The 19,410-nt window shown below is 69.7% G+C and carries 20 protein-coding genes and 2 tRNA genes; 1 reads left to right on the top strand and 21 read right to left on the bottom strand.

Features of this window, described 5'->3' with window-relative positions:
- Window positions 1-75: 75 nt before the first annotated feature.
- Genes CLV71_RS25750 through CLV71_RS25740 form a run of 3 tightly spaced genes read right to left on the bottom strand, consistent with a single transcriptional unit; the run spans window position 76 to window position 1,675 of the window.
- Window positions 76-996 (bottom strand): hypothetical protein, encoded by a 921-nt coding sequence (locus CLV71_RS25750; protein ID WP_133905418.1) that lies wholly within the window; start codon window positions 994-996, stop codon window positions 76-78.
- Window positions 996-1,427 (bottom strand): lasso peptide biosynthesis B2 protein, encoded by a 432-nt coding sequence (locus CLV71_RS25745; RefSeq protein WP_243866708.1) that lies wholly within the window; start codon window positions 1,425-1,427, stop codon window positions 996-998. The genes CLV71_RS25750 and CLV71_RS25745 overlap by 1 nt, the downstream gene beginning before the upstream one ends.
- Window positions 1,424-1,675, bottom strand: a complete 252-nt coding sequence (locus CLV71_RS25740; protein WP_133905417.1) for a PqqD family protein — start codon at window positions 1,673-1,675, stop codon at window positions 1,424-1,426. The genes CLV71_RS25745 and CLV71_RS25740 overlap by 4 nt, the downstream gene beginning before the upstream one ends.
- Window positions 1,676-1,795: 120 nt before the next feature.
- On the opposite strand from CLV71_RS25740, the gene CLV71_RS25735 reads away from it, so the two are divergent.
- Window positions 1,796-2,419, top strand: coding sequence for a phosphatase PAP2 family protein (locus CLV71_RS25735; RefSeq protein WP_133905416.1), 624 nt, complete (start codon window positions 1,796-1,798; stop codon window positions 2,417-2,419).
- On the opposite strand, the gene CLV71_RS25730 is transcribed toward CLV71_RS25735, so the two are convergent.
- The 18 genes from CLV71_RS25730 to CLV71_RS25645 form a co-directional block, all read right to left on the bottom strand.
- Window positions 2,416-3,714 (bottom strand): glutamate-1-semialdehyde 2,1-aminomutase, encoded by a 1,299-nt coding sequence (locus CLV71_RS25730; protein ID WP_133905415.1) that lies wholly within the window; start codon window positions 3,712-3,714, stop codon window positions 2,416-2,418. The two genes, CLV71_RS25735 and CLV71_RS25730, sit on opposite strands and share 4 nt — an antisense overlap.
- A 6-nt stretch (window positions 3,715-3,720) precedes the next feature.
- Window positions 3,721-4,266 (bottom strand): dTDP-4-dehydrorhamnose 3,5-epimerase family protein, encoded by a 546-nt coding sequence (locus CLV71_RS25725; protein WP_133905414.1) that lies wholly within the window; start codon window positions 4,264-4,266, stop codon window positions 3,721-3,723.
- Window positions 4,263-5,435, bottom strand: coding sequence for a polysaccharide pyruvyl transferase family protein (locus CLV71_RS25720; protein ID WP_133905413.1), 1,173 nt, complete (start codon window positions 5,433-5,435; stop codon window positions 4,263-4,265). Before CLV71_RS25720 ends, CLV71_RS25725 begins: the two co-directional genes overlap by 4 nt.
- Window positions 5,432-6,367 (bottom strand): glycosyltransferase family 2 protein, encoded by a 936-nt coding sequence (locus CLV71_RS25715; protein WP_133905412.1) that lies wholly within the window; start codon window positions 6,365-6,367, stop codon window positions 5,432-5,434. The genes CLV71_RS25720 and CLV71_RS25715 overlap by 4 nt, the downstream gene beginning before the upstream one ends.
- On the bottom strand, window positions 6,364-7,659 hold the full coding sequence (locus CLV71_RS25710; protein ID WP_133905411.1) for an MATE family efflux transporter: 1,296 nt from the start codon (window positions 7,657-7,659) through the stop codon (window positions 6,364-6,366). Before CLV71_RS25710 ends, CLV71_RS25715 begins: the two co-directional genes overlap by 4 nt.
- Window positions 7,660-7,662: 3 nt before the next feature.
- A complete protein-coding gene (locus CLV71_RS25705) occupies window positions 7,663-8,922 on the bottom strand; it encodes a DUF4910 domain-containing protein (protein ID WP_208297765.1) in 1,260 nt (419 codons plus the stop codon).
- Window positions 8,922-9,944 (bottom strand): NAD-dependent epimerase/dehydratase family protein, encoded by a 1,023-nt coding sequence (locus CLV71_RS25700; protein WP_133905410.1) that lies wholly within the window; start codon window positions 9,942-9,944, stop codon window positions 8,922-8,924. The genes CLV71_RS25705 and CLV71_RS25700 overlap by 1 nt, the downstream gene beginning before the upstream one ends.
- 4 nt (window positions 9,945-9,948) lie before the next feature.
- A complete protein-coding gene (locus tag CLV71_RS25695) occupies window positions 9,949-10,593 on the bottom strand; it encodes a PIG-L deacetylase family protein (RefSeq protein ID WP_133905409.1) in 645 nt (214 codons plus the stop codon).
- Window positions 10,590-11,372, bottom strand: coding sequence for a sugar phosphate nucleotidyltransferase (locus tag CLV71_RS25690; RefSeq protein ID WP_133905408.1), 783 nt, complete (start codon window positions 11,370-11,372; stop codon window positions 10,590-10,592). Before CLV71_RS25690 ends, CLV71_RS25695 begins: the two co-directional genes overlap by 4 nt.
- Window positions 11,373-11,430: 58 nt before the next feature.
- On the bottom strand, window positions 11,431-12,657 hold the full coding sequence (locus CLV71_RS25685) for a class I SAM-dependent methyltransferase (RefSeq protein ID WP_133905407.1): 1,227 nt from the start codon (window positions 12,655-12,657) through the stop codon (window positions 11,431-11,433).
- A complete protein-coding gene (locus CLV71_RS25680; RefSeq protein ID WP_133905406.1) occupies window positions 12,658-14,148 on the bottom strand; it encodes a sugar transferase in 1,491 nt (496 codons plus the stop codon).
- Window positions 14,149-14,582: 434 nt separating this feature from the next.
- Complete coding sequence (locus CLV71_RS25675) at window positions 14,583-15,485, bottom strand: hypothetical protein (protein ID WP_133905405.1); 903 nt, start codon at window positions 15,483-15,485, stop codon at window positions 14,583-14,585.
- Between the two features lie 119 nt (window positions 15,486-15,604).
- Window positions 15,605-15,678: transfer RNA gene (locus tag CLV71_RS25670), tRNA-Phe, on the bottom strand.
- A 61-nt stretch (window positions 15,679-15,739) separates the two neighbouring features.
- Window positions 15,740-15,813 (bottom strand) — tRNA-Asp (locus tag CLV71_RS25665).
- 87 nt (window positions 15,814-15,900) lie between these two features.
- Window positions 15,901-16,911: a serine hydrolase domain-containing protein gene (locus CLV71_RS25660; RefSeq protein ID WP_133905404.1), complete on the bottom strand. Its 1,011-nt coding sequence runs from the start codon at window positions 16,909-16,911 to the stop codon at window positions 15,901-15,903.
- Window positions 16,908-17,831: a DUF6895 family protein gene (locus tag CLV71_RS25655; protein WP_133905403.1), complete on the bottom strand. Its 924-nt coding sequence runs from the start codon at window positions 17,829-17,831 to the stop codon at window positions 16,908-16,910. The genes CLV71_RS25660 and CLV71_RS25655 overlap by 4 nt, the downstream gene beginning before the upstream one ends.
- Window positions 17,828-18,748, bottom strand: a complete 921-nt coding sequence (locus CLV71_RS25650) for a DUF6895 family protein (protein WP_133905402.1) — start codon at window positions 18,746-18,748, stop codon at window positions 17,828-17,830. Before CLV71_RS25650 ends, CLV71_RS25655 begins: the two co-directional genes overlap by 4 nt.
- Window positions 18,745-19,410: a hypothetical protein gene (locus CLV71_RS25645; protein WP_133905401.1), complete on the bottom strand. Its 666-nt coding sequence runs from the start codon at window positions 19,408-19,410 to the stop codon at window positions 18,745-18,747. Before CLV71_RS25645 ends, CLV71_RS25650 begins: the two co-directional genes overlap by 4 nt.

Raw genomic sequence — 19,410 nt, 5'->3', positions numbered from 1 at the left:
CCGGCGTTTCAGCACGGTTATCCACAGCTGGAACGACGTTGTCCACATGTTGATCCACAGCACTGCACGGACTACCTATGCGGTTCGCGCGCCGCATTCCTCGGCGACTGCCGACACCAGGGAGTCGAGCGAGTCCGGTGCGAACGGCGGCCCCCAGGGCACGTCGGCCTCCAGGACAGGAACACGCTCCACCAGGTCGGCCAGCGACTGGAACGCCGACGCCTTGGTCGTCGGGTCCGTCCAGCCCAGCACCCTCGGGTAGCCGCTCAGCCGCAGCAACGCCTCCACGGGACCAAGGCGGCGCGTCCGCACCTCGGTCACGTCCCGGCTCGGTCTGGGGATCACGCACGCCGCCAGTGGCAGCGGTCCGGCCACCAGGTCGGCCGGACGCGTGGCCAGCCGCCCGTCCGCCGTCTCGTAGCCGTCCTCGCCCGCCAGGGCACGCGCGTTCGGCCGTAGCCGGGTCTCCGTCGCCCCCGGGTAGACCATCAGCGACTTGTCCACGCGCAGCAGGTCATCCGAGACCAGTGCGTGCCCCAGTGCACACAGCGCCGTCGCCAGCGTCGACTTCCCCATGCCCGACTTGCCGACGAACGCCACCGCCGCATCCCCGGTCTGGACGGCACTCGCGTGCAGCACCAGCTCGTTCCGCAGCATCAGGTGCATCGCCATCAGCGCGCCGGCGATCAGCACCGGCAGCAGACCCTCGTCCGCGCCGGGGTGCAGATGTATGGCGATCTCCGCGAAACCGGCGTCGCCCACGAAGTCGCACAGGCCGGGGTACCGCAGCACCACGTCCTCGTGCCTGGCCAGCGTGTAGAAGATCGTGTGGTCCGGGCGGCCCACCTCGGCCAGCCGCTCGCCCCGGGGGCGTTCGTGCGGCACCTCGCGGTTCTCGGCCCGGAACAGCACCAGGTCGGGCGGACCCGCCGGCGCCAGTGGCAGCGGCAACCGCACGTCGCTCGCGATCAGGAGGCCGTGGGCGCGGTAGTGCATCACAGGTTCCCCAGGGTCGCGTACTGCGCCGACGTCGTGTCCAGCGTGCGGCCGCCGATCTCCAGCCAGGAGTGGACGACCAGCTCGCCCTCCCTGCGGACACCTATGCGCAGCACCGGGTCCAGCGTGCGCAGACGGCGCCCCATGACCAGGCAGCGGCGCAGGCACGTGCCCCCCATCGGCCAGCGGGCGACCGCGTACGCACACGCAAGCACCGCCGTCCTGGTGCGGCGTGGCAGCACCACCTGGTCGGTGGCGGGCGGGTCGGCGCTGCGGAGGTCGCACTCGATGCCCAGCTTCGCGCACACGTCCGGCAGGGTCCTGCGGCGCAGGGCCAGCTCGATACGGGTCAGCCACCACACGGCGCGGGTCAGCTCGAAGGTGAAGCGGACACGGCGTCTGAACGTCATCGGCGGGGCCACGGCGGTCACGCCAGCAGCTGCGCCTGGCGCAGCCTCTCCACGAACGCCTCGACGTCGGCGCGGGCGGTCGGCGCGTCGACGGCGTACTCGTCGACGATCGTCGCCACCAGGTCGTCGAGCGTGTGTTCCTCGGCAAGCAGCTGGACCACGCGGCTGCCGACGCCGGTGATCGCGAAGTACTGCGAGCTCGGCAGGTCCAAGACGATGGTCTCGCCACCGATCGTGCGGGCGGAGATGTCCGCGGTGCGAAGGCGCATGGGTTGTCCCTTCCTCCATTGTGGATTCGGGGGTACGCACCCGGCCGTTACCATGATCATGGACCGCGAAACAATTGTGACCTCGCAAGCGACTGTCTTGTTATGGGGATCGATACAGAGATGAGACGCGACGTGCGTGCGTTGCCCGGTCGGTTGGGCATGCCGCTCGGCGCCGTGTCCCTTCTGGCCGCTGTCGTCCTCGTGGTGCTGGGGTTCGTCTTCGCCGGACAGGACGTCGGCGCCCCGGTCGACATCGGGATCCGGGCCTACCTGCGGTCACTCGACCAGCCGTGGCACTCGATCGCGCTCGTCATCGACTGGACGGGGGAACCCGTCGGCGCGGTGGTCGTGCTCGCCATCCTCGTCATCGTGTTCCTGCGCAAGGGGAATCGGCGCGCGGCCCTGTTCGCCGTCGCCGGGCCCGCCGCGGCCGTCGTCGTCACGTCCGGCATGAAACCCCTGGTGGGCCGGACGATCAACGACGGCTTCCTGTCGTTTCCCAGTGGTCACACCGCGTCCGCGACCGCCTACGCACTCGTCGTGATGCTGGTGGTCTGCCGCAGGCTCTGGCTGACGCTGCTCGTCGCGCTCGTGGCCGCGGCCGTCATGGCGTGGGCCCAGGTGTTGCTGAACGCCCACTACCCGACCGACACGTTCGGCGGCTTCTGCGCCGCACTGGCGATCGTGCCGGTCGTGGCGTGGGCGATCGACTACCTCTGGGATCGCTTGCTCACCAGGAGCTAGGCGAAGCGGCGGAACACCGGCTTCACGGGACGCCCACCCAACCACGCGGTCGGGTCGCCCGCGTCGAGCGCCTGCCGGTACACGACACACGCCTCCCGCACCGCGTCGAGCGTCTGCTCGAGGTCCTCGTCCGTCAGCGCGCTGCTGACCACGAACGACGGGCCGATCACGCCGTGGGTGATGAGCTGACGCAGGAACAACGTCCGGTATTCCTGGGACGGTTTGCCGTCGCCGTCGAGCGTCGCGAACACCAGGTTGCTCGGCCTGCCACGGACCACGACGTGCTCGCCGACACCCGCCTCCGCCGCCACCTCGCGAACACCCGCCGCAAGGCGTGAGCCCAGCTCGTACAGCCGCGCCGCGATGCCTTCCTCGACGTACGTGTCCATCACGGCCATCGCCGCCGCCAGGGAGTGTGTCTCCGCGCCATGTGTGGTCGACAGCAGGAACACCCGCTCCCGCGAGTCCCGCAGGCCGCCCAGCTCCATCAGCTCGCGGCGGCCTGCCAGCGCCGACACCGCGAAGCCGTTGCCCAGTGCCTTGCCGAACGTCGACAGGTCCGGCGTCACGCCGTAGAGACCCTGCGCGCCGGCCTCCGACCAGCGGAAGCCGGTGATCATCTCGTCGAAGACGAGCACCACACCGTGGGTCGTGCACAGGTCACGCAGACCCTGCAGGTACCCGGGCGGCGGATCGGTCTGGGTGGCCGCCTCCAGCACGACGCACGCCACGTCACGTGAGCTGAACAGCTCCTCGACGGCCGCGAGGTCGCCGTACGGGAACGTGACCACCAGGTCCTGGTCCGGAATGCCCGCGTTCATCGCGGTCGTGCCGATGAACCAGTCGTCGGTGGAGAAGAACGGCTGGTCCCGGCACAGCGCGATGGTCTGCCTGCCGGTGGCCGCGCGGGCCAGCCGCACGGCCGCGGTCGTCACGTCCGAGCCGTTCTTGGCGAACTTGACCATCTCGGCGGTCGGCACGGTGGCGAGGAACCTGGCCGCCGCCTCCAGCTCCAGCGAGCTCGGCCGCACGAAGTTGCTGCCGAGGCCAAGCTGCTGCCGCACGGCCTCGACGACACGCGGGTGCGCGTGCCCGAGGCTCACCGACCGCAGGCCCGACCCGTACTCGACGTAGGAGTTGCCGTCCACGTCCCACACGCGCGCGCCGAGGCCGCGTGCGATCACCGGCGCCATGCCTGCCGGGTACTGGTCCTCGCCCTTGGCGTACGTGTGCGCGCCGCCGGGCACCATGTCGTGGAGTCGCTTGTTCGCCTCGTTCGAGGCGGTGAAGTCCATGTGGGTCTAGGTCCTTCCCAACGCCACCGCGAGCGACGGCGCCACTCTGTCCCTTTCGGACATACGCTCCGGCGGGAACGGCCACGGGATGGCCAGTTCCGGGTCGTCGAACGCGATCGTCACGTCCTCGGCCGGGTCGTGGGCCCGGTCGATCCGGTACGACACGTCGGCCGGGTCGGTCAGCGACTGGAAGCCGTGCGCGCAACCTGCCGGCACGTACAGGGTCACCTGAGAATCGCCGGAAAGCTCGAGGTGTTTCTGGTTGCGGTAGGTGGGCGAGCCTGCCCGGAGGTCGACGATGACGTCGAACACGCGACCGTAGGAGCAGCGGACCAGCTTGGCCTCGCCACGACCGGATCGCAGGTGCATGCCGCGCAGGACCCCGAACGCCGACCGCGACACGCTGTCCTGCAGGAAGGCGTCGGGGTCGATACCGACCGAGGCCACGACGTCCTTGTCGAACGTGCGGCAGAAGAAGCCTCGGTCGTCGACGTGCGGCACCGGCTCGAACAGGTAGGCGCCCTCGATCTCGGGCACCGGTATGGCCTTCATCCACGTTCCCCTCGAAGAATCGCCGACAGCTCGAACAGCTGCCGCTCGACCCGTCCCGTCATCTCCGCGTTGCGCCTGGCGAGCACGGCACGCAGCTCCGCGTCCCGCTCGACCGCCAGCGTGAACTGCTTCACCAGCCGGTCGACGTCGAGGTCGCGGATGGACTGGCAGAACTCGCCGAGCCCCATCTCCGCCATGAGCGCGTCGCTCTTGGCCGCGTAGCCGACCGCGACCGTCGGCTTGCCGAGCTTCAGCGCGGCGAGCACGTTGTGGTAGCGGGACGCGACGACCGCGTCCACCCTGGCCATCTCACGCAACAGCTCGTCCAGAGAGGACGTGTGGACGACCGACACCGCCGGGGAGCCGACGGCCGCGATGATCCGCTCCGCCACGCCCTCGTCGACGTGGTCGCCGACGAAGAGCCGCACCACGCGGCCGTCCTCGACGAGCCACCGCACGAACTCGGTCATGCGCGACACGTAGTCGCGGTGGATGCGGCCCGCACGCGCCCGGTCGGTGTTGCTGCCGTGGTAGTCCATCACGCCGACGCCCACGACCCCCGCGTCCACCGGAGGCGTCGGGTTCGGCAGCGCGAACGCGAGATCGGTGTGCACCGGGTCGTGGGACGTGTCGAGACCCATGGCGGACAGGGCGTCCCGCGACACCTCGTCGCGGTAGGAGCGGTAGTAGGCGAGGCGCGCGGCACCGACGAGCAGCGTGCGGTTGGCCCGGTCGGCCACCGTGCCCGCGCCGACCGCGAGGAACACCACCTTGGTGCGTACCAGCTTCCCGGTGAACGACAGCAGGAACAGCGAGTACGGCCAGCCCCACGGGCGCAGCGGCAGCGTGGTCTCCAGCACGCCCATGCCAGGCACGACGACCACGTCCTGCCTGCGGACCCAGTCGGCTGTGCGGACGATGTCGACGAGCTTGCCGAGTCCTTTTCGGACGATCGAGGAGAGCCGGGACGCCGTGGCGTACTCGTCGCGGTACCAGTTCATCCGGACGGCGGGCACACCGTGTCGTGCCATCACGTCCTCGGGGCCCGAGCAGAACACCTCGATGCGCGCCTGGGGATGCCGCTCACGCAGATGGGCGAGCACCGCGGCGAGCGACCCGTCGTTGCCGAGGTTGCCGGTGCCGAGCAGCCCGAAGAGTCCCACCTTCATGAAATCACGCGCCTGCGTGGGACGATCCCGTCGATCGACAACACCTGTTCCTTCGGCGCCACCGCGGGCCTGCTGTCGGCGCTGACGACCCGGCGGGTCGCGCGGCTCGACAGGTACTCGGTGAGGTAGCGGAAGCACCTGCGCTTCTCCGCGCCGCTGATGGGCGCGCGGTTGATGAGGTCGACGTAGCCCCAGGCGTACTCGGCGAGCAGTCGCGCGGTCGGGTTGAAGCCCTTGGCACGCTTGGGGTCCAGGTTCGCGCACCGGCTGCGCACGCTCGGGTTCGCCCGCTCGGCACGGGTCTCGTGGTCGCGGCGGAAGTACAGCAGCTCCGGCACCTGGTGGAAGCGGCCCTGCATGGCCAGGTCCATCACGAACGTGCGGTCGGCGTGGTGGTAGCTGTCATGTGGCTTCACGTTGCGCAGCGAGGCCGACCGGATGACACCGTAGAAGTCGTCGCCGCCCGGTGCGTGCAGCAGGCCGCGGAAGCGTTCCGCCGCGGACGGCGAGTCGGTGGGGATGCGGTAGTCGTACGGCTCGATGATCTTGCCGCTGCTGTCGATCGTCGCGTTGTAGGAGTGCGCGAGGACGAAGTCCGGACGCTCGTCCAGCGCCTCGACGCAACGTTCGAGCAGGGTGCGGCCGTAGAGGTCGTCGTGCGACGCCCACTTGAACAGCTCGCCGCTCGCCAGCGTGAACACGTGGTTGTGGTTGCCCGCCGCGCCGATGTTCTTCGGCAGGCGGTGGTAGGCGATGCGGGAGTCCGCTGCCGCGTAGCGCTTGCAGATGCTCGCGGTGCCGTCGGTCGACGCGTTGTCCGTGATGATCAGCTCGAAGTCCTCGTAGGACTGGCCGAGCAACGCGTCGAGCGACTCCGCGAGGTACTCCTCACCGTTGTAGACCGGCAGCCCGATGGTGAGTCGAGGGGTCATGGCGTGCTCACTTCCTCGATGGTCGACGCGTCGTCGACGCCGGCCATGACATGTTCCGGAACGGAGGGGACGTGGTCGCGCAACGCTGCGCGCAGTTGCAGCCACCAGAGGACCGCGCAGCACCACATGGCCGCGGTGGAGCCCCAGCTCATGCCCGCCGCACCACCGAGTGCGGCACCAGCGAGGCCGAACCCGAGGTACCCGGCGGACTGGACCAGCTGTGAACGCAGGCTCCTGCGGGCCGCGCCGAGGGCACGCAGGCCCGCGGCGGCACCCGTGATGACACCGGCGGCCGTGACCGACAGCGAGACGGGCAGGATCAGGTGGCTCGCCGGGGCCCACACGTCCGCGATCAGGAGCCGGCCGAGCGAGTCCGGCACCAGCAACAGCAGGAACAGACCCCACAGGGCCGCCGCTGCCGCCTGCGCGCCACCGATGACGAGGCAGAACCGGATCAGCTTCTCCGGTGCCCTGCGCAGCACCCGCGCGGCCTCCGGCACCGCGAACAGGCTGACACCCATGAGCAGCGCGAGGAACGGGCCGAGGAGCAGTTCCGCGCCGCGGACCGACCCGACGTCGGCGAGACCGGCGATCGCGCCGAGGCCGTACATGCGCAGCTGTGCCGCGCCGCTGTTGGTGACGTTCTCGATCATGTAGCGCGAGCCGAGGTCCCGGTGCCTGTGCAGCCAGTCCCGCACCCCGTTGAAGTGCGGCACGACGCGGCTCTGCTGCCACCCGTAGCCCGCCGCGACCAGTGCCGCCCCACCCCACGCGAGCATGAAGCCCCAGACCGTGCTGTGGATCGCGGCCAGTGCCAGCAACGGGATGCTGGCGAGTGCCCACACGGTGTCGTTGAGGAACGCCTTGTGCCCCTGACCCGCGGCGAAGAACGCGAACCGCCAGGCGTCCTGCAGCAGCAGCGCGGGCGTCACGACCGCGAGCGCGAGGAAGGCGTCGCCGATCATGCCGCCCATGAACAACCCGACCAGTGCGGACACCCCACCGAACGCGACGCCGACGACCAGGGAGGTGCCCGTGGCACGGGACGTCGCCGCCCGCCAGTCCTCAGTGGACGCACCGGAGTAGCGCACCACCAGCGGATCGGTGGAAAGGCCTCGGGAGATGTTGAGGATCACGCCGTAGGTGACCCACGCCAGGCTGAACACGCCGAAGGCGGCCACCCCGAGCTCGCGGGCGACCACCAGGCCGACCACGAAGTTGGACATGCTCGACACCGCCTGGTCGCCGAGTCCCCAGGACAGGCGCCGCGCGATCCCCCGAATCCCGACCATGTGCTAGTCCTTCAGCAGTCCCGCGGCGTGCAGCGCGTCCGCGGCGGCGGCGACCGCCGCGAAGGGCAGGCGCGCCCGATCGGCGATGGTGAGCAGGTCGTTGGTCCCGTCGGACAGGTTCAGCACCCACAGCATGGCGAGCTGCGCGTCCTTCGCGTCACTGCGGCCCCCGAGCGACTCGTAGAGGCCACGCTTGCCCAGCTGCGGCTCACCGTACGGGCTGAGGTTGACGTACGTGCGGTTGCGGTCGAGGACCTCGACCGCCTCCCGGCACACCGCCAGCGTGTCCACAAGGGACTCCGGGGTGACGAAGTCCGGGTTGTCGCCGGAGGTGTGGTACTCAGGGTAGCCCGCGTACGGGGTGCGGGTGAGCGAGCCGACGCCGAGGTTGAAGCCGGGCGAGCAGTACTGGCGCTCGTCGTAGCCGTACGGGGAGAACTCGCGGATCTCGTGTGGACGGTCACGCAGCACGTGCGCCATGACCCGGTCGATGTCCGCGTCGCCCCGGCGGCTCTGCTTGTAGGTCAACGAACCCCGGTCGCCCGCGCAGGCCAGGACGATGCCGTGCTTCACCCGGTCGACCCGGTCACGGTTGCGGGCGAGCCACGTGATCGCGCCGATCGTGCCTGGCGCGAAGATGAACCGGTAGGTGTAGTACGGGTTCACCAGTGACTTCGCCAGCTCGACCGCGACGGCGACACCCGCCATGTTGTCGTTGGCGAGCGACGGGTGGCAGACGTGGCAGGAGACGATGACCTCGTCGTCGACCTGGCCCCGCACGACGTGTTCCGCGTAGGTCAGCGAGCCGTTCGCGAGCGTGGCGTCGATCCGGACCTCGTAGTCGCCTTCGGGCATCTCGTCCAAAGTGGACTGGGCGAGGCAGAAGCCCCAGGTCGGTGCGTAGTAGGACGTCCGGTACGGCACGAGGTCCGGCTGGTCGGGCAGCGTGTGCAGGTGGCCGCGCAGCTCCTCCAGCGGCATCGTGCGCTCCACCGGCACGCTGTAGCCGACGACGTGCAGGTTCAGCCGCTGGAAGTCCACGACCCGCTCGCCGTCGCGGGCGATGTAGGCGTCGCGGATGTTCCACTCCTGCGGCACCGTCCAGTCGAGCACCTGCGCACCGGTCGGCACCTCGTGCACGTGCAGGTCGAGGTGCTCGCCGATGATCCGCAGGGTGTCCCGCACGCCGTTGCCGGTGATGCTCCGGCACAGCGGGTAGAGACGCCGCACCAGAGCGTGCATCCCGTCGCCGAGAGCCGACATCAGGTGTGCCGCAACGTCTCGTCGACCGTGCCTGCCTTCGACCGGTCCTGGAGCCACGCCAGCCTGGTGAACCGGCGCTCGAACGTCTCGCGGGTCAGACCGTGCCGCTGGTACGCGTCGGCCAGCTCCAGCGCGCCGTCCTTGATCGACCACTCGCAGTCGAAGCCGGGGACGGCGGCGCGGAAGCGGGAGAAGTCGACGCGGTAGGAGCGCGGGTCGGACCCGGCCTCACCGGTGATCCGCAGTGTCGAGCCGGGCACGGCCTCGACGACCTCGTTCGCGATCTCGGCCACCGTCACGTTGTTCCGCTCGGTGCCGATGTTGAACGCCTTGTCGTGCACGGCGCCCTTCGGCGCGACCAGTGCGGCGGCGAAGGCCCGCGCGATGTCGCCTGCGTGCACGAGCGGCCGCCACGGTGTGCCGTCGGACAGCACCAGCACCTCGCCGGACAGATAGGCGTGGCCGACCAGGTTGTTCAGCACGATGTCCGCGCGAAGTCGCGGCGAGAAGCCGAACGCCGTGGCGTTGCGCAGGTAGACGGGCGTGAAGTCGTCGTCTGCCAGGCGGTTCAGGTCGTCCTCGACGCGGACCTTCGACTCGGCGTACGGGGTGACCGGGCGCAGCGGCGCGTTCTCGTCGACCAGGCCGTCGCCGCCGGAAGCGCCGTAGACCGAGCACGTGGAGGCGTACAGGAAACGCTTGACGCCCGCGTCGCGTGCCAGCCGGGCGAGCCGCGTCGACGCCCGGTGGTTGATGTCGTAGGTGAGCTGCGGCGCCAGCGCGCCGAGCGGGTCGTTCGACAACGCGGCGAGGTGGATGACCGCGTCGAAACCCTCCAGGTGCGACAGCTGCACGTCGCGGAGGTCGACGTGCACGCCGGGCGGGTCGTTCGGCTCCGGACCGAGCAGGCACTGGTCGAACAGCCCGGAGTCGAGCCCGGCCACCTCGTGTCCTGCCGCCGTGAGCACGGGCGCCATGACCGTGCCCAGGTATCCTTTGTGGCCAGTGAGCAGCACCTTCATGGCTTCAGACCTCCAGACCGAGCGTCATCTTGGTCACGTGGAACGCCTCCGCGTAGCGGCTCTGGCACTCGATGCCACGGATCCGCGCCAACCCGAGGAACGCTTCCTTGTCGTACCAAGGACGGTGTCGCTGCGAAGGGTAGTGCTGTTGCAGCAGTGCGACCTTTTTCTCGGCCCGTTCCGAGGACAACGGCTGGTAGGTGTTGGGGCTCCCGAGGTCGCCGTCCCACTTGACGATCTCGTAGCCAAGCGTGAGATGGCCCCGGAACACCGTCGGCACCAGCTTCGCGAGGCCCCGGTGGTCCTGGTGCGCGTCCCCCCTGTGCGGCGCGATGACCAGGTCGGGATCGGTTCGGGACCGCAGGTCCTCGAGGGCGTTCTTGGCCTCGTCCCAGTGCGCGGGCAGACGGCCGTCCGGTAGCTTGTGGACGGTCACGTCCAGCTCGGCGGCCGGGCAGAACGCCCGCAGCGCCGCACGTTCCTCGTCCTCCCGGTCGGTGCCACCGCCGGACAGCACGAGTGCGTCGACCCGCAGGCCGATGTTCGCCTCGCACAGGGCCAGCAGCGTGCCGCCCGCGCCGATCGCGATGTCGTCGCAGTGCGCGCCGAGAACCACGACAGAGCGAACATTCCCCCCTAGCGAGATCACGCCGGGACCCTCTCCCACAGCGCCCAGGGCCGCACGCCGCGCGTGTAGCCGTCGTCCAGCATGGTCCGCTCCTTGACCGTGTCGGTCGGCTGCCAGAACCCCCGGTACGGGTAGGCGAGCAGGCGCCCGCGCTTGGCCAGCTCGGTGCACCCGTCGGCGACGAGGTCACCGCCCTCGGGGATGTGGTCGAAGACCTCCTGCCGCAGCACGAAGTAACCGCCGTTCTCCCACATCGGCATCTCGCTGACCGCGGTGATCGAGCCGACCCTGTTGTCCTCGCCCATCTCCACGCAGTGGAACGACGACTGCGGCGGCACGACCATCATCGAGGCACCCGCCTCGGTGTTCTCGAACCGCTCGATCATCGTCTGCAGCGGCGCGTCGGTCAGCACGTCCGCGTAGTTGGCGAGGAACATCTCGTCACCGTCGAGGTACGGGCGGACCCGGCGCAGTCGCTCGCCGATGGCCGACTCGATGCCGGTCTGCACGAACGTGATCTTCCAGTCGGCGATGTCCGTGGTCAGGAGCTGCGGGACGCCGTTCTGGAGCACGAAGTCGTTCGACGTGGTCTCCTCGTACTCGAGGAAGAACCGCTTGATGTGGTGTGCGCCGTAGCCCAGGCACAGTATGAACTCCGTGTGTCCGAAGTGGGCGTAGTAACGCATGACGTGCCAGATGAGCGGTCTGGGGCCGACCATGGCCATGGGCTTGGGGACGTCGTCCGCTGTGCCGTTGCGCATGCGCATGCCGTAGCCGCCGCAGAACAGTACGACCTTCATGATGCCTCCTCGCAGGCTCCGAGGCATCTCTGCGTCGATGATTCGCTCGCAAGCTCGCTCATGATTTCTTGACCTCGACGATCTCGAGATGCGGGATGGGGAAAACGAGCTTTCCGCCCCATTCGCCCACATAGGACAGTTGCGCGGTCAGCTCCGCGCGCAGGTTCCACGGCAGCACCAGCACGTAGTCCGGCCTGTCGACGGCGATCTGCTCCGGCGGCAGGATCGGGATCCTGGTGCCAGGCGTGAACCGGCCGTGCTTGTACGGGTTCCGGTCCACTGTGTACGCCATCAGGTCCGACCGGATGCCACAGTGGTTGAGCAGCGTGTTGCCCTTGCCCGGCGCGCCGTAGCCGACGACCGAGCGACCACGTGCGGCCGCGTCGACGAGGAAGCGCAGCAGGTCGCGGCGCACGCCTGCGACACGACGCGCGAACTCCGCGTAGCCGGCCAGCTCGTGCAGACCCGCGGCCTTCTCCCTGGCCAGCACGTCGGCGACCCGCTGTGTCGGCTCGCCCGCGTTCTCGGTCGGCTGGGCGAGCAGGCGGATCGAGCCGCCGTGCGTCGGCACCAGCTCGACGTCCACAAGGGACAAACCGCCGCTCGCGAGCGCCTTCTGCGCCGAAGCGACCGTGTAGTACTGGAAGTGCTCGTGGTAGATCGTGTCGTACTGGTTCTGCTCGATCAGGGTGAGCAGGTGCTGCACCTCGATCGACACCCAGCCGTCGTCGGCGACGAGCGCCCGCAGGCCCCGGGTGAAGCCGACCACGTCCGGGATGTGGGCGTAGACGTTGTTGGCCACGACCAGGTCGGCGGGGCCGTGCTCCTCGCGGACGGCCTGACCGGTGCGCGGCGAGAGGAACTCGGTGAGCGTCGGCACACCCTTGTCGCGTGCCGCGGCGCCGACGTTGACCGACGGCTCGATGCCGAGGCAGCGGATGCCGCGCTCGACGACGTGCTGCAGCAGGTAGCCGTCGTTCGACGCCACCTCGACGACGAACTTCGGGTCGATCCGTTCGACCTGCGCGTCGACGAAGTCCTTCGCGTGCCGCACCCAGGAGTCGGAGTACGAGGAGAAGTACGCGTACTCGGTGAACGTCTCCTCGGGGGTGATCAGGGGCGGCAGCTGGGCCAGCAGGCAGTCCGTGCACAGGCGCAGGTGCAGCGGGTATGTCATCTCGGGCTGGTCGACCTGCTCGGCCGACAGGAAGAGCTCACACGGTGGTGTGGCGCCGAGATCGACAACGCTGGCGAGGTTCGTCGAGCCACAGAGTCGGCAGTTCATCTAGTAAGCCCCCTGACCACCGAGCACCGCCCGGAAGGTCTTCCACAGGATCATCGCGTCCATCGCGAGTGACCAGTCCTCCACGTATCGCAGGTCCAGCCGGACCGCTTCCTCCCACGACAGGTCGCTCCGTCCGCTGACCTGCCACAACCCGGTCAGACCGGGCCGCACGAGCAGCCGCCGCCGCACGTCCTCCTCGTAGCGCGCGCTCTCCTCCGGCAGCGGCGGCCGCGGCCCGACGAGTGACATCGAGCCGGTGAGCACGTTGAACAGCTGCGGCAGCTCGTCGATCGAGTAGCGCCGCAGCACCGAGCCGACCCGGGTGATCCTCGGGTCCTTGCGCATCTTGAACAGCACGCCCGCGCCCTCGTTGGCGGCGGCGAGCTGCTGTTTCAGCCGGTCGGCGTCCCGCACCATGGTGCGGAACTTGAGGATCGTGAACTCCCCGCCGTCCTTGCCGACGCGACGCTGCGTGTAGAACACACCGCCCCGGCTGTCGACGGCGATGGCGACGGCCGCGAGCACCAGGAGCGGCAGGCTCAGGGTGATCAGCACGAGCGCGCCGACCCGGTCCATGACGCCCTTGACCACGCGGCGCATGCCGGTGAACACGGGTGCGCTGACCCGCAGCAGCGGCATGCCGAGCACGCCGCTGACGTGCAGCCGCGGCCCGGCGACCTCCATGAGCATCGGCGCGACGACCATCTCGGCGCCGCTGCCCTCCAGCTGCCAGGCGAGGCGCTGCAGGCGGCGGGGGGACCAGTAGGAGTCGGCGGTGACCGCGACGATGCGGTAGCCGCCGCGCCGGACGTGGTCGGCCAGGTCGTCGAGGGTGCCGACGACCGACACGCCCTCGACCTCCATGCCGGCCTCACCCTCGCCGTCCACGGTGCAGATGGCGTCGACGCGCCACCCGACGTGTGGCGCGTCCTTGGTGCGTTTGATGAGGTCACGGACGGTGTCGACGTTGCCGGCGGCCATCACCGGCAGCAGGCACTCGCCTTCGTACCGTGCCCGGTGCAGCACCTGGCGCAGCAAGTAGCGGAAAGCGAGCGCGAGGACGGCGGCCGACGGTATGACAATGAACACCCATGGGCGTGCCGTCACCACACCGGTGGCGAGGCCGGCGAGGCCGAGCGCGACGGACGCGGAGAACATGCCGCGTCCGAGACGCACGTACTCGTCGGCGCCCTGGCCGAGCACGGTGGGGTGCCAGGCGCGGTTCATGGCGAGCGAGCAGATGACGGTGATCACAGTCAGGAAGCCGAGGGTGAGGTCCTTGAAGAGGGCTGCCCCGCCGACGCTGATCAGTCCGCCGACGCCGACACACGTGAGCAGCGTGACCAGCACATCGCTCGTGATGACGTAGTGGCGATAACGCGATTCCCAGCCGTTGACCGGCGGATTCGCCGGCGGCTGCGGGAGTCGTCGGTTAAGGCCCCGCCGTATAACCGATCTTCGCCGCGGAGCGCGTAGCTGTTGGTCACGCATCGTGGTCCCCCCACGCTGTGCGCGCAGGCGCGTACAGCGGGTTGTTGGGCGTCCCCCACTGCCCAAGAAATGGACGAATTCGTTGCGACCCAACGAATCGGATTGCCCCTGCCGTTCCGTGGCCGCGTGAAGGGATTCGCTTCGGGATGGGTCGCCGTTACACGGACAGTGAGTCATCCCGTTGTGTGACATCCGAGGTCACAGGGGGTCATCGGACCGGTAACGGCTGTTACCAGCTCAGTCCTACAATTGGTCCGAGATCACCCGTTGATCGAATAGTCCGTTTGCGCCATCGCGTACCACTCTTCTGCCGCAACGCCCGATCTTTCCGCATACGGAAGGTTATGTTCGGCATGTTGCGAGCGGCAATGTCCGCACATACGTCGGCCCGGCTGTACACAGAGGACAGCCGGGCCGATCCGACGGACATACTCTCAGTAGTCGCCGCCGTAGTCCCCTCGGAATGGCCGCTGCCGAGGAGCCGCCGCCCGCCGCGACCGAGCGGCCGTGAGCCGTCGGGACTCCGCCGACGCGATGAACGCCCCGGCGACGACCGCGACCCCACCGACCGCGCACACGATCCAGGCGATGGTCATGACCTGGTTGGAGAGCGCGTCGTAGAAGGACCCGGCGAGCTCGGGCTGCGAGCTGCGCGCGGTGACGTCGCTCCGCGCGAGGAACAGGGCCAGCACGAGCAGCAGCATCATCACGACGAGCCCGATACCGCCGACGACCATGGCCCGCCCGTGCCGCGCCGAGATGATGACCCCGCCGACGAGCAGGATGACGACGACGATGGGCAGGATGACGGAGAGGTTCTCCAGCTGGTGGAAGACGGGCACGATCTGGCGGACCGCAGGCCGGGAGATCAGCTGGACCTTGGCGTCGATGGCCGGGATCTGATCGGCGAGGGGCACGCCCTCGCTGATCATCCGCTGCTTGAGCCGCTCGGCGACGTCACCGAGATCGAGGACGATGGAGTCGCCCTGGACGCTGAGGCTGCCGGAGTCCTCACCACGCAGCATGGAGACCAGCTGCGGTTGGGCCTCCTTGTTGACGGAGACCCACAGCTCCTTGAAGTCCGGACTGGTGACGAACGAGTCGACGCTCTTCCGGACCAGCGGCTGCGCCGACTCGGGCAGCCCCTTGTCCGAGAGCGCCGAGGTGACCTGACTGGCGACGGACTGCTGGACCCCCGGGTCGTCGGCGAGCGGGGTCACGGCGTCGAGGTAGGCCTGTTGGTCGGTGACCTCCCCCACGAGCGCGAACGCGGCGACAGCAGGCGCGGCGAGCAGAAACCCGAGAACGACGAGGATGGTGCCAATCGCGGTACGCACGGGCCGCACCCTAGGGCATCCGACCCACCCCATGGGGATTGTCCGACGAGATATCGTTCCGGACGCGGTGGTGACCAACGAAAAAGACCCCGATCGATACCGACCGGGGCCAAAAGGAGTGGCCAGGGGCGGGATCGAACCGCCGACCTACCGCTTTTCAGGCGGTCGCTCATACCAACTGAGCTACCTGGCCGGACCACGTTGAGTCGGAAACACACCGTGGGGATCGGGGGTGTCAAACCCCAAAAGAAACGCGACCCTGACGGGACTCGAACCCGCGACCTTCGCCGTGACAGGGCGACGCGCTAACCAACTGCGCCACAGGGCCATGCTGTTGTCCGTCCTGGAACAACATGGGGAACTCTAGCAGACCCCCACCCCATGATTTTCGGGGCCTCCACCGGGGCAGCCCGCTTCAGGTGAGCAGCTCGTACGCGCGCTGTCCGAGGCCACTGCTGACCCGGTACCGGCGGGTGCCCAGCGCGACCACCGCGGTCCCGGTGGACGGGCGGAAGCCCAGGAACGCCTCCTGTCCCGGCGTGGCACCCGCGTGGAAGAAGATCGAGCCGTCGGCGTACGGGTGCTCGAACCAGGCGAGGGTGTGGGTGTGCTGGTGGCGGAACCCCCGCCGCACCGCGGTTCTGCGCACTGTTCGCAGTGCCTCGCTCAGCGGCAGGACCCTGTTCGGGTTCAGGTGTGCCTCGAGGTAGGTGAGCAGGTCGCCGGGGGTCGCCCGGACGGCACCCGCCGCAGCGAAGGCGCCCGCGTCGAACGGGGGGACCGTCCGGTGGGTGCGGTAGCCGTGGCCGACGGCGTCGTACGCGGGTCCCCACGGTGACAGGGCCGTGCCGGCCAGGCCCAGCGGCCCCAGGATCTCCCTGGACAGCAGCTGGTCGAACGGGGTGGCGGTGGTGTAGGCGAGAGCGGCCCCCAGCAGTGCGACACCGAAGTTCGAGTAGTGCCAGCGTCTTCCCGGCTCGCCGCTCGGACGCGTGCCTGCGAACGCGGTGATCAACTGCTCGGTCGTGTAGCCCGCGTAGGGGTTCGTGAACCAGCGCGGCAGGCCGTGCCGGTAGAGGTCACGCGGCAGCCTCGGCAGACCGGAGGTGTGCGTGATCAGGTGGAACAGTGTGATGGCGTCGCGGTGGGCGTGTCCTTGCCGGAGTCGCAGATGCCACGTGAGCGGGTCGGCGAGCCCCAGCACACCCAGGTGGGTGAGGCGGGCCAGCAGCAGCCCGGTGAAGGTCTTGGAGGCCGAGCCGATCTCGTAGTGCAGGTTCGCCAGCATGACCGGGTCCCGCCTGGCTGTGCCGCCGATGGCGATCATTCGCTCCCCGCGCCGTGAGCAGGCGATCACGACGTCCGGGGCGTTGATCTGGCCCAGGACGCCCGCCAGCCGGTGCTGGTCGAGCCGTGCCGCGGTCATGTGCTCAGCTCGGCGAGTGCGCGCGAGGTGGCCATCGTCGCGGCAAAGGCTGCCACGATGGTGGGGTGGTGCACGAGGTCGAAGACCTCGTGCGGTGCTCCGGTCGGCATCGCGCCCCGTGCCGGCATGGCGCCCTCCGGGGTCTGCGCCTCGGCGAAGCGCCGCCAGACGTCCTCGTCCAGTGCGGGTTCCGGCAGGCACGCGTCGACGACGAGCAGCTCGCCGAGCAGGTCCCAGTCGCCTTCCGCCGCCCACTCGTCGATCCACGCGGGCAGCCACAGTGCCAGGTACTCGGCCACCTCGTCTGGCAGGTTGTCCGGGTGCCGACCCCAGTCGGTGAGGTGGAACACGGTGTGGGTGACCGCGTAGGCGAGGTTGTAGTCCACCGTCCACGGTTCCGGTGTCTGCCCCAGCCACGTGTTCCGTGCCGCATCGCCGACGTCGGCGCAGACCGGCAGGTCCGCCCTGGCGGAGAAGCGGCTCAGGCCCAACCGCCGGTGCGGGATGGCCTCCAGTGCCCGCCAGCTCCCGGTGCGGCTCACCAGCCGCAGGTGGTTCTCGATGCCCGGGTGACTCCTGCCCATCTCCCGGAACGGCACGTACACCTCCATCGGGATCGGGCTGAGCGGCTCCTCACGCTGCATCCAGAACAGCAGGTCCCCTCCGTCGAGCACCTCCTGCCAGACGAAGTCGAGCAGCCGGGACACCTGCTTGGCCTGCCGCGAACCCGCGACGCCCTCGCGCAGCAGGACCCCGCTGATGAGCACCAGCTCGCCGACGGGCTTCAGGCGCTCCTTGACCTCGAAGTCGGAGACGCCGGCACCCCGCGCCCGGAACTGCTCGCGGTTGGCGGTGAGCCAGTCCAGCGCGGCGACGCCGACCTGGTGCGACACCTTCGGCGACACCCTCCTCCCGGTCATGACCGGTCCTGCTCGTCGAGTGACCGCCGCGCGGTCAGTGCGGCGCTGAACGCCATCACCAGCGTGGAGTGGTAGCGGTGGTGGAAGTCCGCGTCGTCGTGGTTCCACTCGGCGGTCTCGGCCACGGCGCCGTCGGCGCACTGGGCCGAGGCCAACGCCGTCCACGCCAGCACCACGTCGACGGGTTCCGGCAGGACTGCGGCCACCGCCAGCAGCTCGCCGGTCAGGTCCCAGTGGCCCGCCTCGACCGAGCAGGCCAGCCACGCCGGCAGCCACAACCGCAGGTGCTCACGCAGCGCGGCGGACAGCCCGCCAGGGTCGGTGCACCAGTCGGTGAGGTGGAAGACGGTGTGCGTCGCCGCGTAGCCGGCCGCCGCGGTGAACGACCACGGCTCGGCGCCGCCGCCGAGCCAGGTGTCCGGCAGCACCGCCAGCGGCTCGCGGTGCTGTGTCAGCCCGGCGTCCCGCTCGGCCGCCAACACGGCCAGGGTCCGGGTCGCGTCGCGCTCCGCTGTCCGCCACATCCTCGTCCCGGTGATGTGCCGGAGCTGTGCGTCGAGGCCGTGGTGGCGCAGTCCCGCCCGCGCGAACACCGCGTAGAGCTCAAGGGGGTAGGTGGCGAAGGGCTCGCGGTGGGCGATCGTGGCCAGCACCTCGCCGCGTCCGGTCTCCCGCCAGGCGAAGTCGAACAGCTCGGCGGTGAGCCGTCGGCCCTCCTCGCCCAGCGCGTCCTGTCGCGCCACGACGTGGGTCAGTCGCGCCAGCTCTCCCAGCGGACGCAGTGTCCGGTCCCGGTCGTGCCTGGACTCCAGCGACGCGTCGGGCAGCCGGAACTCCGCCCGGTGTTCGCCGAGCCAACGCAGCGCCGCCAGCGCCACGTCGGTGACCTCTCCGCACCACACCTTCGTGCCGGTCACCGGAACCGCCTCCGCCGCAGTGCCTGCGCGACTCGCACGTGCAGTGCGACCTGCGCATCACCGGCACCCATCAGCTCCACGAACTCCAGTCCGGCGTCCAGCCCGAGCGACGGCGGAACCCCGTTCACCGCAGCGAGCCATCGACCGGTCCCCGCGGCCTGCGGCCAGTCGCCGCGGCGCACGGCGCGGACGAACCCCCGCGAAAGGTCCTCGACCCGGCGCTGGGCGACCGTGGTCAGCGCCGAGGGTGGGAGTGCGGCCAACATCGCCAGCCCGGCGAGCTGGTGGGTGAGCCGGGGCCAGTGCTCGTCGGCCAACCAGCACGTGTCCGGTTCGCTCATCCCCGGGATCGCCTCGCCCAGCGCGACCCGTGCTCCCCAGTGCGTCCACAGGCTGGCCGGCGAGTCCGACCGGGGCGGAAAGGCACGCACCGCACCGGTCAGCAACGCCAGCTCCGATTCCGTCGAGGCACGCCCCGACAGGGTGCTCGGGGCGAGTACGTCCGCCCCGAGCACCCGTGCGGCTGCCAACAACACCGGATCGTCCGTGCCCGTCACCACGTCAAGAGGTGCCTCGCTGTCGAGGGCACAGACCACCGCACGTGCCAGCACCTGCACGCCCTCGGCCACTGCGCGGGCCGGCGTGTCCAGCCGCTCGGACAT

Source organism: Actinophytocola oryzae (genome assembly GCF_004364325.1).
Lineage (GTDB): Bacteria > Actinomycetota > Actinomycetes > Mycobacteriales > Pseudonocardiaceae > Actinophytocola > Actinophytocola oryzae.
The sequence above is the reverse complement of the archived record's forward strand: the minus strand, read 5'-3'. Positions and strand labels throughout refer to the sequence as shown.